Genomic DNA, 15968 nt, shown 5'->3' with positions numbered 1-15968 from the left:
AACCTGTGCTCCAGCTTCTTACAAACAACTATTCAGGATCAGTGCCAGTTTTTTATTTGTTATTTTTCAATAAGTTAAGTTATTAAAACCACAAGTTAATTACAAATGATGTTATCTTATGGTGCAAACGTTCCAATTTGGCGCAGAGCACTCCTGCTTTAGGCTTGCACCCATAAGTCATATACCAATTCGATGAAATACACGCTATGCTGCGCGCTCTTTTATGCCCCAGAATTGGAAATACTTACTCTATGAGATTATTAAAACGCTGTAGTCTACTCATCTTGGTAGTCACGGCTTTAAACACACAAGCCGCATCGGTATGGAAAGTCAGTTCAGATCAACACACAGTGTATATAGGTGGCACCATTCATTTGCTTAGTCCAGATGACTATCCCTTGCCCCAAGAATATGACAGCGCCTTTGAAGCCGCCGACACCTTAGTCTTTGAAACCGACATCGCAGCGGTTAATTCCATCGAATTTCAACAAAAAATGATGTCGCAGTTGGTTTATGCTGACGGCACTACTTTGGATAAAGTATTAAAACCACAAACCTTTGCCAACCTTAAACAGCATCTAGCCGCACGCAATGTGCCAATCGAAGCCATGTTGCAACTTAAACCCAGTTTAATCGCCTTGACCTTAAGTGTAATGGAACTGCAAGCCTTAGGATTTACCAGCGAAGGTGTAGATCAGTTTTACTCCACTAAAGCCCTTACTGCAGGTAAACCCCAGACGTGGTTTGAAACGCCAGATGATCAACTAGCGTTTATCGTCGGTCTAGGTAAAGAAGATGAAAGCGCAATGATTGACTACACCATCAAAGACGTTGCCCAGATGCCAGACATGATCAATGTGATGCGCAGCAGTTGGTTAGCCGGTGATATGGCAACGTTGGCAGCCGCCACTATTGATGAATTCAAAGCCAACTATCCGCAGATTTATCAAGACTTGTTGGTCAGCCGTAATAACTTATGGATGCCAAAGATCATCAAAATGTTAAACGACAAACCAGTGGAATATATTCTAGTAGGCGCCATGCACCTAGCAGGGCCTGATAGCGTACTCGTAAAACTTGCTGAGCAAGGGTACAAGGTTGAAAAGCTTTAATATTATTTTTTAGAAGCTTAAAAGATAAACACTGCGCGCAGCAGGTTAATTGCTGCGCAAGTTAGAAGCGTGCGCAATACAAGCGGCTTTCGTAGGAATGGCTTTAGCCACGAACATTTTAAAAGCCTGAAAGATTATCGCTGCGCGACGGGGCATGCCCGGTGCTTATCAGGCTTGGCCTGCGACCACCAAGATTATTACTGCGCAGCTCACGCACTGTGCACGAAGTGCAAGTCTGCGTAGCAATCAACTTTCCAACCCTTCTATCATTACACTAGAGATATTATCGATATACTTAGCCCATGAATTTTCTAGGAATGGGCTACATTGGCCTTTGAGTTTATATTGAATAGATAAGATAAACGCAGCTTTAACAACTGCAAAGTGCGCCTGTTGTGCACCATAGATTTTATGCCTTTTGCCAAGTGCAATTAAATCAGCTCGCAAGTCGTTAAAGTGATCAATTTTATTTACCGCCGTGCCAATCAGTTCATGAAAATGATTTTCTATATTTTCACGACCACTTTTAAACAAAGGTTTAATTAATGGAGCTAACTCAAACAAATTATTATAAAAACATTCTGCCACATTGGCATTTTCTCGCAGTAAAACAGCAAAAGACTCCTTGATAGCACTTTTTTCTTCTACTGTTAAAATCATAAAACGTCCTTCAATATCCATGCAATTTGCTCGTAATTTTTACTATATACCTAAAATCATTGGAATTGCACGGCGGCGACCTATGACTGAGTCCCCATGAGTTTAATTCACTAAGTGATTGAAGCGAGTGAGTGCAGCCAACAAAGGAGCGGTTTCAAAGATTAAGGGTATCGATGCAATGGTAAATTTAAACACAATACTGCCCAAAAACGTTTGCACACATATTTGTATAAACCTAGTGAGTGACAAAGAGATTATGTATTTTTAGTCGCTTAGTTAAACAAATCAAAAATATATGCATCCTTTTTATGGTTTCTACGTCTCTCTAGATGAACCCACAATGTAATTAGGAGACTATGTTATGAAAACCAACGAGAATGACAATACTGGATGCTGTGATTGTGAGACTGGCAGTTGTACTTGTTGCACCACAGATACAAAGTGCTGTACATGTGCCACGGTAGAAACGACCTGCTGCGCTGATCAAAAGTGTTGCACATGTTGCGATTGTGACACCAATAAACGCCTCTGTTGTTAACGGACTTGAGCTAGGGGTCAAACTTGCTCCCTAGCTCAACTTGAGCATTATTATGATTGAACAAATTTGGACTGAATTCCACCATCGACTCCTAACATTTATTATGAATAAAGTAGGAAATACCGCTATTGCTGAAGACATACTGCAAGACGTATTTATTCAGGTCATCAATAAGATTGACGGTTTAGACGATAAAACCAAGCTGTCATCATGGCTTTACCAGATTTGTAGAAATAAAATCATCGACCATTACCGGACTAAAAAAATAACTACCGTTAGTATCGACGAATTCGACATGTTTGACCTTGATTTACCAGAGCAAGAAAAATCAGGCATAGAAAACTGCATCCGTATTTTAATTTCAGAGCTCCCAGCTAATTTCAACTCAATCCTTTTAGAAAGTGAAATCGAAAATATTACGCAAAAAGACATAGCTGAAAATCAAAACCTAAGCTTACCAGCCGTTAAATCCCGCTTAAAACGAGGCAGGTCGCTATTGAAGGAAAAGTTACTAAGGTGTTGCACCATTCAGTTTTCCGCAAGTAGTATCGATACTGAATGTAAAAATCATTGTGGATGTGAAAGTTAGAATTAATTACAGTTGTTAATAAGATCTCAAACCATGCACCGTCGTACAGCGATATTCTTTAACTAGCATCTATTTACTCGCGACTGCTTTTACGACCAAATAAAACCAAGTTTTATGCCACTCCCACCTATCGTTAAAGCCCTTTTTTTGCCATAGTACAGGTCATTTTTTTGTTGCGCTAAAACAAACAATTAGGGTTGAATTTTGAGCACAGTCGATCATTGTGACTTTGGGGGCTTAATGCCCCTGTCAGCGGCCATTGATGCCATTTTAGATGCCATTGAGGCGCTTAATGCAACTGAATCTATTAGTTTGCATGAGGCCCACAAACGGGTGCTGGCGATAGATATTATTTCAACTATTAATGTGCCACCGGCCGATAACTCAGCGATGGATGGTTATGCCCTGCGCAGCCAAGATTTAGCGACCACCGATAGCCTTGAATTAATCGGTACCGCACTGGCAGGAACACCTTTTACCGGCAATGTTGCTGCAGGCCAGTGTGTGCGAATTATGACTGGTGGCGTAATACCCCAAGGGGCCGATTGTGTGGTCATGCAAGAAAACACCCAAGCAAACGACAAGTTAGTGCGTTTTATGCAGCAATATGAGGCCGGTAACAATGTACGCAAAGCGGGTGAAGATATCGCTGCTGGCCAACTTATTATTAAAAAAGGCACTCTACTTGGTCCAGCTCATTTGGCTTTATTGGCTTCTATTGGGCAGGCCTCAGTTACAGTAACATGCCAACTTACCGTCGGTTTAATTGCTACCGGAGATGAACTGACTACTCCCGGGCAGTCACTAAAGACCGGTGCTATTTATGAAAGCAACAGTTATGCACTTGCTGCCATGCTTGAAAACCTAAAACTTAAGGTCATCAATTACGGCATCGTAGCAGATGAACTCAATACTCTACGAAACGTGTTTACAAGGGCTGATAACGAGTGTGACCTAGTCATTTCTTGTGGTGGTGTATCGGTCGGTGAGGCTGATTTTGTCAAAGATATACTGGCCGAAGCTGGACACATTAATTTTTGGAAGGTGGCAATAAAACCCGGAAAACCCTTTGCTTTTGGTCGTTTAGCTAAAACTTGGTTTTGTGGTTTACCCGGTAATCCAGTGTCATCTTTTGTGACCTTTGAGCTCCTAGTAAAACCCCTGATACGTAAACTCAGTGGGCAAAATGATGCTGACAAACAACAGCCTTATTTTGTTGCCAAGGCCGCAAGCTTAATTCGCAAACGCCCAGGGCGAGCGGATTTTCAGCGTGGATATTTTTATCGTGATGACAATGATGAGCTTTGGGTCAAAGCCCAAGGTAATCAGAGCTCAGGTGTCATGAGTTCGCTGACTAACGCTAACTGTTATTTGTTGCTTGCCCAAGAGCAAGGCGATATAAACCAAACACAAGACATTAAAATATTACCCTTTTCTAACCTTTTCACTGACTAAGAAGAATTGCGTGGCGTTTAAAACAGACTTTAAAAAAGAGCTAAAAACCATCTTACATTTAGCTTGGCCCTTGTTGATCGCGCAGATCACACAAATTTTGATGGGCGTATCGGATACCGTAATGGCGGGGCGTTTTTCAGCCACCGATATGGCGGCCGTTGCAATCGGTTTTGGCTTTACCTTACCGGTTATTGTATTTATTCAGGGTGTGACTCTAGCCTTACCGCCGATAATTTCACGTTTAAATGGCAGTAAAAAAACCGCCAATATCGCTAATTATTCTCAGCAAATGGCCTGGCTCACACTGGCTTTATCACTCTTGGCGCTGGCCTTTAGTTTTGTATTTACCCCCCTACTCTATTTTATTGAAATGGAACACGCTCTGCGCCTGATCACCATAGATTACGTTCATTATATTTTGCTCAGCATGCCAGCTTTTGGTTTGTATCAGGTATTACGTAACTATTGTGAAGGCCTATCTATCACCAAACCCAGCATGGTGATTATGGGCATAGGTTTGTTAGTTAATATTCCGGCTAACTACATTCTTATTTACGGCAAATTTGGCTTACCTCAAATGGGTGGTGCAGGTTGTGGTTTGGCAACAGCGCTGGTATTTGTTGCCATGTTTATCGCTACCTTGTGTTACAGCTACTTTGCTAAAAAACTGCAAACCTATCAATTGTATAAACAGGTTTATTGGCCAGATGTGGCGGCCCTTAAAGAGTGTTTAGTGCTGGGTTTACCTATCGCCATGACCATCTTATTTGAAGTGAGCTTATTTGCCGCTGTGGCCATTTTACTTGCACCTTTTGGGGCTAATATCGTCGCGTCACATCAGGTAGCACTGAATTTTTCGGCGCTAATGTTTATGATCCCCTTAAGTTTAGGCATGGCCACCAGCATCCGAGTTGGGTATTTGTTAGGTGAAAACCGCCCCGAGCAAGCTAAACTTGCCACACGTTGCGCCTTTGTTATTGGTATTAGCATTGCACTGTTTACCGCAACATTTACCGTATTAGCACGTTCCAGCATTGCCCGTTTATACAGCATAGATAGTGAAGTGATCGAACTGGCCTCAAGTTTATTGTTACTCGCGGCGATGTTTCAGTTTTCTGACGCGATCCAAGTTATTGCCGCTACAGCACTGCGTGGTTACAAAGATACCGCCTGGATGTTTTATTTAAGTTTTATCTCCTACTGGTTAGTAGGTATGTCGATTGGTTGCATCCTCGCGCTAACCGATTGGATAGTACCTAAAATGGCAGCAGCGGGTTTTTGGATTGGTTTTATTGGTGGCTTGAGTTGTGCAGCGGTATTATTGGGTTTTCGCCTTAAATATATTCAGTCTCAGCCACTACGACATACTGAAACAGCACACTGAGGCACAACATGAATACACCGATAACGCTATGTGGCATTGCTTTGCGGCCAAAATCCAAAGCGCCGATGCAATCCATAACAGAGGTAATGGTTACCAAAGTGGCTGGCCTAGATGGCGATGCAAAAGGTAAACCCGGTAAACGTCAGGTTACGGTCTTAAGTCAGCAACAATGGCAATTAGTTTGCGAAGAGCTTAGTGCCTCACTGTCCTGGACAATCAGGCGCGCTAACTTATTGGTTGAGGGCCTTGAGTTTGATGCCAACATGGTGGGTAAACAACTTAGAATAGGTCAGCTTATTTTGCTGATTACCGGAGAAACCGATCCTTGCCACAAAATGGACAGTCAATTTCAAGGTTTGCAACAAGCCCTTAGGCCCAATTGGCGCGGTGGTGTTTGTTGTACCGTACTGGCCGATGGGCGAGTAAAAATTGGCGATCTAGTGCAACTTGTTCAGTAATACATCAACCATTTAACTCAATTTTCTACCAACTCATCATTCAGGAGATACCGATGAAACTACAACACCTTAGCCTTATATTTGCTGCCATTGCTTTTAGCTCAAATTCCAATGCTGCTGGTTGGCTTGATTCAATTAAAAGTGCTTTGGGAATGGAAGTTGAAGCCCAAGCACAAGAAACAGAAGTAACAAACACTGCAATGCTAAATATGTCTGACATGGTTTCAGCCGTTTCTGACCAACTAGGCGTAAACAATTCCCAGGCCGCTGGTGGCCTTGCATCTATTTTTAACTACGCAAAAGGTAACCTGTCCAGTGAGCAATTTGGCGGTTTAACGGAGTCATTGCCAGGCTTAAGTGAGCTGTTGAGCAAAGTGCCAGATGCTGGCAATGTGGCAAGTGAAGGTGGTCTTGGTGGGTTAATGGACAAAGCCGCTAGCTTCAACGACTCATTGAAAGCAGCCAATGAAGTTAAAAAACAATTTGCTGCCCTAGGTCTAGATGCAGAAATGATCATGCAGTATGTCAACGTAGCAAAAGCTTATCTTGATACCGAAGAAGGCAAACAAGTTAAGGACACGTTGATGCAAGGTTTAGGTAATTTAATGTCTTAACCTGAGTACGCCTACCTAAACAATGGCGGCCTACCCACAGCAGTGATAGCACATTGTTTTGTTTAGCATTAATGCTTAATCTGAGAAAAATATGAACTTTACGAGCTTATTGTCAGTTGAACCTTATTCTTGGGCATCCATTGGTACCGCGATGTTTTGTGGCGCAATAATCGGTTTAGAGCGGCAACTGCGAGGTAAACCTGTTGGTATCCGCACTTCATCTATTATCACCATAGGTACCTATTTATTTTTGGCCACCTCATTTTTAGTACAAGGTGACTTAATTGACCATACCCGAGTGATTGGTCAGGTTATTACTGGCATAGGTTTTTTAGGTGCAGGTGTTATGTTGGCAAAAAATGGTGCAGTGGTCGGGGTTACCTCTGCCGCCACCATTTGGGTGCTCGCCGCCATTGGCGTGATGATCGCTTCAGACTACCTATTACCGGCCATCAAACTTTCTTTATTAGTGGTAGCCATACTGTGGGGAGTCGATTTACTAGAGCAGCATACTCGCACCTTTAGCCGCGGTGTGCATGCCAGAGTGGTTAATTATTCACAAAAAAAGCGCCCTCTTAAGGACGCTTCTGGGGTAAATAATGACGAACCACCGTCATCCTAATCTAGCGCCTTAAGTTAGTCAGTTTCTGTTTTTTCTTCAATTTCTGTTTCTGTCTCAGTATCAGATTCTGGCTCAGGTTCAGGCGGTGGTATCTCTGACTGCTTGACGACTAACTGGATATTGTGCTGCCAAATAAACTTAAGATACAAAGTATTAGTGGTTTCTTCCCAGTACATACCATTTTTATTGTGATCTAAGGTACGTAAATCTGCTAACAGTGGTAATGAATTAGTGATAGGGGCAGGTTTTTCAGACTGTTCCACTGTTCCTACTACCACCATAGGCGCGGGTTTATTGACAGGCAAAGACACTGATACCGGCGCTGGTGAAGTGCGCTTAGTAGTGGGTTCTTGTGTATCAACCGCGACACCATTTTCGCTTGGCTCAATGCTCTGTGTGGTATTAGCTAACTCAACTGCTGCTGCAACCTCTTCTGGTGTGGCCGTTTCAATCAAAGGCCCAGATCCCAACGCTCTTTCAGTTTGCTCAGACACTTGACCATTTTCGCTTATTGCTTGATCTGCAGCACTGGCAGCAATGTTATCGGGCGCATCAGGATTAAGTTTTTTAATTTCTTTTTGTGCTTGCAGTGGTGCTCTCAACCAATTGTGCACTATCAAACGCATCTCACGTTTGGTCGGCATGCCTTTGTATTTTCCCTGCCTATTAAGCGATATTTGCAACTGACTATTTTGCTGTTTAGCACTAAACGACAATGTTTCATATTCACCTAATTTAATTGCATCAGGGTTGATCCCATCATCTTCGTACATTACTGCTTTGGCACTTTTTACTGAAGCATCAGAATAATAATGTAGATCCAATAGTCTTGTCGAATAATCATCTGTGCTTTGCACCGGTTGCACCATGGGTAAAAACGAACCCGCTCTGACCATCACAGGTATACGATCTATCTCATTTTTAAGCTCGATGGTTTGCAAACCATCAAAATCTTCATCACTCCAGAAGTTAAACCAACGCCCCGCAGGTAAATCCACAGTGACCGTCGCAAGGCCAGGCTCGGTAATGGGTTTAACCAATAGGGCTTTGCCCCAAAAATAACTGTCTTTGATATCGATTAACTGGGGTTTGCCTTCGTCTTCAAAAAACACCGGGCGCATTAAGGGCATACCAGTCAAACTGTTTTCATAAGCCAATGAATAATTATAGGGCAACATGGCATAACGTAGTTTGATGTGTTCACGCAATATGTCTTTGGTTTGTTCGTCATGAAATATCGGTTCTGGGGCGATTTCTTCTTGGCCATGAGGTCTGAATACCGGCTGAAACACCCCGTATTGCAACCATCGTAAAAACAATTCTTGATCAAAAACCTCACCACCAGCAAAACCACCCAAGTCAGAATGGGTATAGCCCAAACCTAATAAGCCCATTTGCAACGAGAGCTCTACCTGTGGTTTTAAGCCATCCCATGAACGACTCACATCGCCAGTCCATGGGATCATGCCATAACGCTGGGAGCCCATAAAACCACTGCGCATCATGATAAAGGGGCGTTGTTTGGGGGCGATAATACGCTGGTTATCGTAGACTCGTTTTGCCCACATATGACCATAAACATTGTGGATGTCATCAGCTGAAACAGCCAAATCATTAAACTGATGAAAACTGTCGGAGGGATGCACTTCAGGCTCGCCTAAATCTCCCCACCAACCAGCCACACCTTGTTTATATAAATTAGTGTAAATACCGCTAAACCACTGACTGGCTTGTTGGTTAAACACATCAATGAGACCGGTATTACCAAAATAGAAATCAAATTGTTTTGGGGCGCCATCAACATCTTTTGCCAAGACATTATTTTGCACAGCTTCTTTCCAACGTTTAGAGTTGGACAAAATAAACGGTTCTGTGATTAAGATGGTTTTAATCCCTTGGTCGCGTAGGTCAGAAATCATACTTTTAGGTGTTGGAAACGCCTCTTTATCCCATTCCAAATTACCCATATGACCTTTGATGTCTTTACCAAACCAATAAAGATCAAGCACGATGGCATCCAAAGGAAAACCTTCATCAATAAATTTTTGCGCAGTATCCCTGACTTCTTGCTCACTGTGATAACCAAAACGTGAGGCAAAATTACCCAAAGCCCAGCGTGGAGGTAGCGGTTGTTTGCCCGTCAGCTCTGCGGTGTTTTTAACCAGTTCTGAATAATTATTACCCGCCACCACGATGTAAGCGGTACGCCCACTCACTGCACCAAATTGCATGACATCAGGTAGTGATTTACCTAAATCCATAAAACCACTGGCGCTATTATCAAAGATTAAGCTGTAATGCTGACTCGACATGACTGCCGGTAGGCCAAAATACATTTGTGACGACTCGGTGGTATAACCATAATGAGCTTTGTTATACAGCGGAAAAGCCTGCCCTCGCCTGTCCATACCGAGTATACGTTGACCACCACCTATAAGCTTTTCGTGCTCTTGCAATTGAAAACGAAACCCTCGGATACCGTCTAGATTAACCAAACCACTTTCTTCTGCCAGTAGTAATTTAGTGCCACGATAATAGCTAATCTGAAAAGGTGATTTAGTGATCACTGCGCTAATTTTACCGGCATTAAGCGATAAAAAATCTTCATGGGTTTCCAATACTAATGCAGAGTTTGTGGCCGTTTCGCTGATGGCAAATGACGGCAGCTGCTGCAAACCAGTGGGTTGATACCACGTTTCAAACGCCGAATCACCATAGGCACTTATTTGCACGATACCTTCATTGGTGGTGATCTGCAGGGTATTGTTATCCAATCGATAACTTTGATATTCGGCGCCATGACTTAACGGCAACCATACCAAGACCCACAACATTGTTTGTAATACCAGCTTAAAACCTCGTAAAAACCGGCGAGCAGTTTGAGGGGCTTTTAAAATGGTAGGATTACACGAGAAAAACGCGGCACAGCTAGATGTCATAGTATTGTCCTCAACGACTCCGAGACAAGCGGATGGCGATGTACTGCATAAAAGCGCTTTAAAAAATCAAAAAAATACACTTATAAGATAACCTAAGCCGACGACTTAGTCAGCAAACAACCATTGAATCGCCTCAGTAAATTCACCTCGCCATAACTTTTCGTTGTGCTCTCCACCCACAACTCGTTTAAACAAGGTATTAATACGCGGATGACCCTGTACTTCAAGCTGGCGTTGCATACGAGCGGTGTCGGCTATCATACCATCCCCCTCTTTATCGCCATACATCACATAAAGTTTGGCCTTTAGATTGGCTTTATGTTGCTGAGTAAAAACAAAAACGTCTGGTGAATACCAGTAAGATGGCGAAAATATGCCTGCCTTACCAAACACTTGTGGATAGGCGTGAATAGCATAGTGAGAGATTAAACCGCCCATTGAACTGCCCATTATGGCGGTATGTTGCACTTCAGGTTTAGTGCGATAATTGCTATCAATATAAGGTTTTACTACATCCACTATAAAATCCATATATTGTTTGCCTTGCGCCGGTCCAAAGCGTTTATTTTCCCATGGCGACAATTCATTCATGCGGAACTCAGCGCCATTATCAATGGCCACGACAATTAGACCTAACCCTGTAGTGGCCGCCAATTGATTGAGGCTTTCATCTACGCCCCACTCACCTGCGTAAGAGCTAGTATCGTCAAATACATTTTGCCCATCGTGCATATACAAAACCGGATAGGATTGTGCCGAACTTTCATAATCCGGTGGCAGGTACAAACGCACGGTACGCTGCCTGTCTAATCCTTCCATTAAAAACTCAAAAGGCAGTACGCTGACATTGGCGCTGGCAGTAGACACCTTGGTGACGTCTTTATTGGCGTCACTGCAGCCCATCAATACGGTGAGTAACAGTGTCAGCAAAAAGGGATTTTGTTTCATAGAGCAATAACTAATGACTGCAGGGGCGCTAAGTTTACCTGCAGTATGGCTTGCTGCCCAGCCACTTCCAATACATAAGTATTGCCACTTAGCATATCTGTGACCGAGTGCTGCCCGGTATTAAGAGTCAAGGCCTCTAACTGCTGTCTACCCAATGGTAAGCTCAGCTTCACGGTTTGCTCAGTAGAAAAATGGCTAAGTACTAATAAACGTCCGGCCTCACTATAGCGGATAAAGGCCACAATTTTATTGGCATCTGCATAACTAGCCTGACTGTCCCCACTCACTTCATCAGTCACTTTTAAATAGTCTGGTGTAATAGAAATAGGCAGATACTCACCTAACATGGCGGGATGGTAAGCCGAAATATTGAGTACTTTGACATAATAATCACGTAACGCTTTTTCTTCCCTACTGAGTTGACCACCATCAAACTTGCCGTCATTCATCCAACGTTGATGGGCTGGCACTCCAGCATAATCAAAAATACTGGTTCGACTGGGATCACCAAAGCCCATATCCTCACTGCCATCCTCCCCCACTTCTTGGCCAAAATAAATCAAAGTGGGAGAACGACTGATGAGAGCCGAAACCACTAAAGCCGGTTTGCCCATCTGTGCACCACCAACCCTACCGGCAAATTCATCGCTGGCAATACGTTGTTCATCGTGGTTTTCCAAAAAATGCAGCATATGTTCATCGATATCGGCAATGCCCTGCTGAATATGCTGGAGTTTTGTGGCTTGCTCATTACCTTGCATTAATGCTTTAAGACTGTCGTAAAAATCCACTTTATCGTACAAGTAATCCATTTTGCCCATGTGAATATAATCCCGGTACAAATCCGGGTTATAAACTTCTGCAAGCAAAAAAGCCTGAGGATTTTTGGTTTTAATCGACGAATTTAAATAACTCCAAAATTCCACTGGCACCATTTCGGCCATGTCATAACGAAAACCATCTACTCCTTTGGTCAGCCAATAGAAAGTGATATCCCTAAATTTAATCCATGAGCTGGGCACTTCTTTGTCAGCCCAAAAAGCCTGATGATCGGCCACACCTAATTTTAAATACTGCTCGGGCAAACGCGGAAAGTCATAAGAGCCATCGGGTTTTACCCCGTAATTCACCTTAACGGTTTCGTACCAATCGTTAGCATGGGGTTGGGCTAAACGACTGCCATTACCTGTCCATTTGGCGGGTGACTCAATAAACAGCCCATCGGATAAGGGATGTTGTTCGCCCCCCAGAGGCCGATAACCATGCAGCGACTCAGGCACTTTAAAGTCTTCACCCACCACATAATAAAAGTTATTGTCTCGTTGATATTCAACACTGGGATTGTCGTTTTCACCGAAATCTTCAATACCCTCTGGCTTAGCAAGCGAGTGATAATTACGCGCCACATGATTAGGTACGATATCAATAATCACCTGCATTCCATGCTTATGCGTACGCTCGATTAAAGCTTCAAACTCGGCTAAACGCTGGACGGGATCATCCGCCAAATCAGGGTTCACTGAATAATAATCTTTCACAGCATAAGGCGAACCAGCGCGGCCTTTGACCACATCGGGATCGTCGTTGCTAATGCCAAAAGCCGAATAGTCGGTTATCACATCATGATGAGGTACACCGGTATACCAAATATGCGTAGTACCTAATTGTTTAATGCCCTCTAGGGCGGTATCGGTAAAATCACTGAATTTACCCACGCCATTTTCTTCAAGGGTGCCCCAAGGTTTATTGGTCTGATTTTTATTACCAAACAAACGAGTAAAAACCTGATATACCACAGCTTTACCTTGAGGCTCGTTGGGTAACATGGTTTGAGTATTAACTGATGTGGCTTCAGGCATAGTCGCTTTGTCCTGATTGTTGGGCTGGCATGCTAAGGTCAGAGCCGTTACAAGACCGATAAAACCAAGCCTGCTTATCTGTTTGTAAAACCATGTTTTTTTAAACTGCTCTGCTTTTTTATACTGTTCTGTATTTTTATAACACATATTGTATTTACTCTTATAAACCCTCTAATACCAATTAGCGGAGGGAAAGTTGCTTTAACATATTTGTCACAAATAATAACCTCAGCCGCCTGTCTGTTATAGGGCCTTACATACGTATTCACCCAAAGTAACAGCTAATCTTGTGCAAATTTAAAATACCATTCATCCTATGGGGGCTAAGCTGTTAGACTGCTATACGATAGTGCGTGATGCGCCCAAAAACTAAGGATAAAAATGAAAATACTTGTCAGAAATTTAGATCGGGAAACCACAGAAGACGAGCTTAATCGCGCTTTTTCCGCCTTTGGCAAGGTGCAATCTTGTGCCATAGTACGGGAAAAAACCAATGGTTTATCTAAGGGCTTTGGATTTGTTGAAATGCCCAAACCGGGTGATGCCAAAGCAGCTGTAAAATCCCTTAATGACAGCATGTTAGGCGCTAATAAAATTCGTGTAAAATATGCAAGCAGCCTTGCATCTCACCCACCCACTAATGAAAAAAGCAAACCCAAGCCATAACGTTAAAAACCAATAGTTACGAGTATTACATGAATAAAATTATTACCTTGTCATTTAAGGGTTTGGCGGCTGTATTACCGCTTACCTTAACCCTTTATTTTGTTTATTGGTTTATGGAAGGCACCGAAAGCTTATTGCAACCTTATGTACCACAACATCTCTACTTCCCTGGTTTAGGAATTTTACTCGCCTGTGGTATTATCATGGTTGCTGGTTTATTGATGAATCTGTATTTTATCAACGGATTGGTTAGTTTTTTTAATCGTCAAATTGAAAAAATACCCTTAGTTAAATCCATTTTTGCTGCCATTAATGACATCATGACTGTGTTTAGCATTAAAGATAAAAACAACAGCAAAGGCGTGGTATCCATTGAGATCCAGCCAGATATGCATTTGATCGGTTTTGTGACCGGCGAGCAAACCGGCAAAGAATTGTTTGAGCGCGATGATAAAATTGGCGTTTATGTGCCACTCAGCTATCAAATTGGTGGCTACACTTTGTATGTTAATCGTAGTCAGGTAACTCCTCTCAAAATAAGTGTTGAAGAAGCTATGCGTGTTGCCCTTACTGGTGGAGTTAAAGCCAAAAAATAAACTACTCACTGCCACATACTTTAATAGCACTCTAGTGGCAGCCATTTCCCTTATACAAAACGTAAGCCTTACAGCAATTTAAAATTAAATCCCCCTAAAACGTCTTTGCTGAGTATAATTAGCCCATAACCGATATTGAGACACAGCTTTTGCAATTTACTGACTTACCACTGCATCACACTTTACTTAAAGCTTTAGACATTAAAGGCTTGACCGAACCTACCGAGATCCAAAAACTGGCTATCCCGCATGCACTGATGGGGCGCGATTTAATTGCCTCTTCAAAAACCGGCTCGGGTAAAACGCTGGCGTTTTTATTGCCTGCTATCCATCGGGCATTAACTAAACCGGCATTAAGTCGTCGTGATCCTCGCGTATTGATTTTGGCTCCCACTCGGGAATTGGCCAAACAAGTATTTTTGCAGCTTAAAGGTTTATTAGGTAAACAATCATTACGTGCTGCATTAGTGTTAGGCGGTGAAAACTTTAATGATCAGGTGAAAGCCTTGAAACATTATCCACATTTTATCGTGGGTACGGCTGGCCGTGTCGCCGACCACTTAGTGGGTAAGTCATTGTATTTGAATGGCTTAGAATTGCTCATTATGGATGAAGCAGATCGTATGTTGGACTTGGGTTTTGCGCCTCAATTAAAGCTTATAGATAAAGCGGCGGATCACCGTAAACGTCAAACTATGATGTTTTCGGCCACACTCGACAGTGCCGAATTACATTACCTGACACAAACCTTACTCAAAGCACCGCATCGTGTCAGTGTGGGCTCCTCTGGTGAAGAACATACCGATATTGAGCAGCGTTTTTATTTAGCTGACCATGTCACTCATAAAGAAGCCATGCTGGCCAAAGTGATAGCCCAAAAAACCTATCGACAAATTATTATCTTTACTGCAACCCGCGCCGATACTGAACGCCTGTCAACTTTATTAAATCAACAAGGCATGCACAGCATTGCCTTGAGTGGTGATTTAAGTCAGTCACAGCGCTCCAATATCATGAACGAATTTAGCCGTGGCCAGCAGCATATATTGGTGACCACAGATGTGGCATCACGGGGTTTAGATTTACTTAATGTCTCTTTAGTGGTGAATTTTGATTTACCTAAACTTGCCGATGAATATGTGCACCGTGTTGGTCGTACGGGGCGCGCCGGTAACAAAGGTGAAGCAGTCTCTTTTGTTGGCCCCAAAGATTGGTTAAGTTATGTGGCGATCAAAGAGTTTATGCAACAAAACATAGAATTTAGCCAGCTAGAAGGCTTAGTGGCCAAGTTCAACGGTCCTAAACCCGCACGTGTTAAATCAGCCACCGGCAATCAACAAACCAGCGGCAAAACCAAATCAGTAGGCACTGATAATGTAGCAAAACCTGTCAAAAAACGGGTTAATACTATGCAAGGCACTGATGCGGGTCATATCCCACTTAAACGTAAACCTAGAGCGAATGTTGTTGAAATAGAACAAGACGAAGAAGAGTAGATTAGTGGTAGTTGATTAGCCTGAACCAACTG

General features: G+C 42.8%; 14 protein-coding genes. 10 read left to right on the top strand and 4 right to left on the bottom strand.

The window, feature by feature from the left end; translation table 11 throughout:
• Nucleotides 1–251: 251 nt before the first annotated feature.
• The gene (locus AX660_RS01450; protein ID WP_068371451.1) at nt 252–1112 is read left to right on the top strand and encodes a TraB/GumN family protein; all 861 of its coding nucleotides are present in this window, start codon (nt 252–254) and stop codon (nt 1110–1112) included.
• Nucleotides 1113–1358: 246 nt separating this feature from the next.
• Here the strand turns inward: AX660_RS01450 and AX660_RS01445 are convergent, their stop codons facing one another.
• A complete protein-coding gene (locus AX660_RS01445) occupies nt 1359–1793 on the bottom strand; it encodes a globin domain-containing protein (protein WP_068371448.1) in 435 nt (144 codons plus the stop codon).
• 569 nt (nt 1794–2362) lie between these two features.
• Between AX660_RS01445 and AX660_RS01440 the strand changes: the two genes are divergently transcribed.
• From AX660_RS01440 to AX660_RS01415, 6 genes are all read left to right on the top strand, one after another.
• Nucleotides 2363–2899, top strand: a complete 537-nt coding sequence (locus AX660_RS01440; protein ID WP_068371446.1) for a sigma-70 family RNA polymerase sigma factor — start codon at nt 2363–2365, stop codon at nt 2897–2899.
• A gap of 204 nt (nt 2900–3103) precedes the next feature.
• Entirely contained in the window at nt 3104–4354 is a 1251-nt protein-coding gene (gene moeA / locus AX660_RS01435; RefSeq protein WP_327082837.1) for a molybdopterin molybdotransferase MoeA, read from the top strand.
• Between the two features lie 10 nt (nt 4355–4364).
• On the top strand, nt 4365–5738 hold the full coding sequence (locus AX660_RS01430) for an MATE family efflux transporter (RefSeq protein WP_068371441.1): 1374 nt from the start codon (nt 4365–4367) through the stop codon (nt 5736–5738).
• 8 nt (nt 5739–5746) lie between these two features.
• Nucleotides 5747–6196, top strand: coding sequence for an MOSC domain-containing protein (locus AX660_RS01425; protein WP_235594628.1), 450 nt, complete (start codon nt 5747–5749; stop codon nt 6194–6196).
• A gap of 53 nt (nt 6197–6249) precedes the next feature.
• Nucleotides 6250–6810 (top strand): DUF2780 domain-containing protein, encoded by a 561-nt coding sequence (locus AX660_RS01420; RefSeq protein ID WP_068371440.1) that lies wholly within the window; start codon nt 6250–6252, stop codon nt 6808–6810.
• Nucleotides 6811–6901: 91 nt separating this feature from the next.
• Entirely contained in the window at nt 6902–7432 is a 531-nt protein-coding gene (locus AX660_RS01415) for an MgtC/SapB family protein (RefSeq protein WP_068371435.1), read from the top strand.
• A 14-nt stretch (nt 7433–7446) separates the two neighbouring features.
• On the opposite strand, the gene AX660_RS01410 is transcribed toward AX660_RS01415, so the two are convergent.
• The 3 genes from AX660_RS01410 to AX660_RS01400 form a co-directional block, all read right to left on the bottom strand.
• Complete coding sequence (locus tag AX660_RS01410; protein WP_068371432.1) at nt 7447–10371, bottom strand: glycoside hydrolase family 31 protein; 2925 nt, start codon at nt 10369–10371, stop codon at nt 7447–7449.
• 105 nt (nt 10372–10476) lie between these two features.
• Nucleotides 10477–11319 carry an alpha/beta hydrolase gene (locus tag AX660_RS01405; RefSeq protein WP_068371430.1) on the bottom strand — a complete coding sequence of 281 codons (843 nt, stop codon included), beginning with the start codon at nt 11317–11319 and terminating at the stop codon, nt 10477–10479.
• Nucleotides 11316–13178 carry an alpha-amylase family glycosyl hydrolase gene (locus AX660_RS01400; RefSeq protein WP_106404022.1) on the bottom strand — a complete coding sequence of 621 codons (1863 nt, stop codon included), beginning with the start codon at nt 13176–13178 and terminating at the stop codon, nt 11316–11318. The genes AX660_RS01405 and AX660_RS01400 overlap by 4 nt, the downstream gene beginning before the upstream one ends.
• 381 nt (nt 13179–13559) lie before the next feature.
• Between AX660_RS01400 and AX660_RS01395 the strand changes: the two genes are divergently transcribed.
• The 3 genes from AX660_RS01395 (at nt 13560) to AX660_RS01385 (ending at nt 15936) form a co-directional block, all read left to right on the top strand.
• Nucleotides 13560–13844, top strand: coding sequence for an RNA recognition motif domain-containing protein (locus AX660_RS01395; protein ID WP_068371428.1), 285 nt, complete (start codon nt 13560–13562; stop codon nt 13842–13844).
• 29 nt (nt 13845–13873) lie between these two features.
• On the top strand, nt 13874–14440 hold the full coding sequence (locus AX660_RS01390) for a DUF502 domain-containing protein (protein ID WP_068371426.1): 567 nt from the start codon (nt 13874–13876) through the stop codon (nt 14438–14440).
• A 149-nt stretch (nt 14441–14589) separates the two neighbouring features.
• The gene (locus AX660_RS01385) at nt 14590–15936 is read left to right on the top strand and encodes a DEAD/DEAH box helicase (protein WP_068371423.1); all 1347 of its coding nucleotides are present in this window, start codon (nt 14590–14592) and stop codon (nt 15934–15936) included.
• Nucleotides 15937–15968 lie beyond the last annotated feature (32 nt).

Source organism: Paraglaciecola hydrolytica (assembly GCF_001565895.1).
GTDB classification, from domain to species: domain Bacteria; phylum Pseudomonadota; class Gammaproteobacteria; order Enterobacterales; family Alteromonadaceae; genus Paraglaciecola; species Paraglaciecola hydrolytica.
This window is presented reverse-complemented; position numbering and strand designations above follow the sequence as displayed.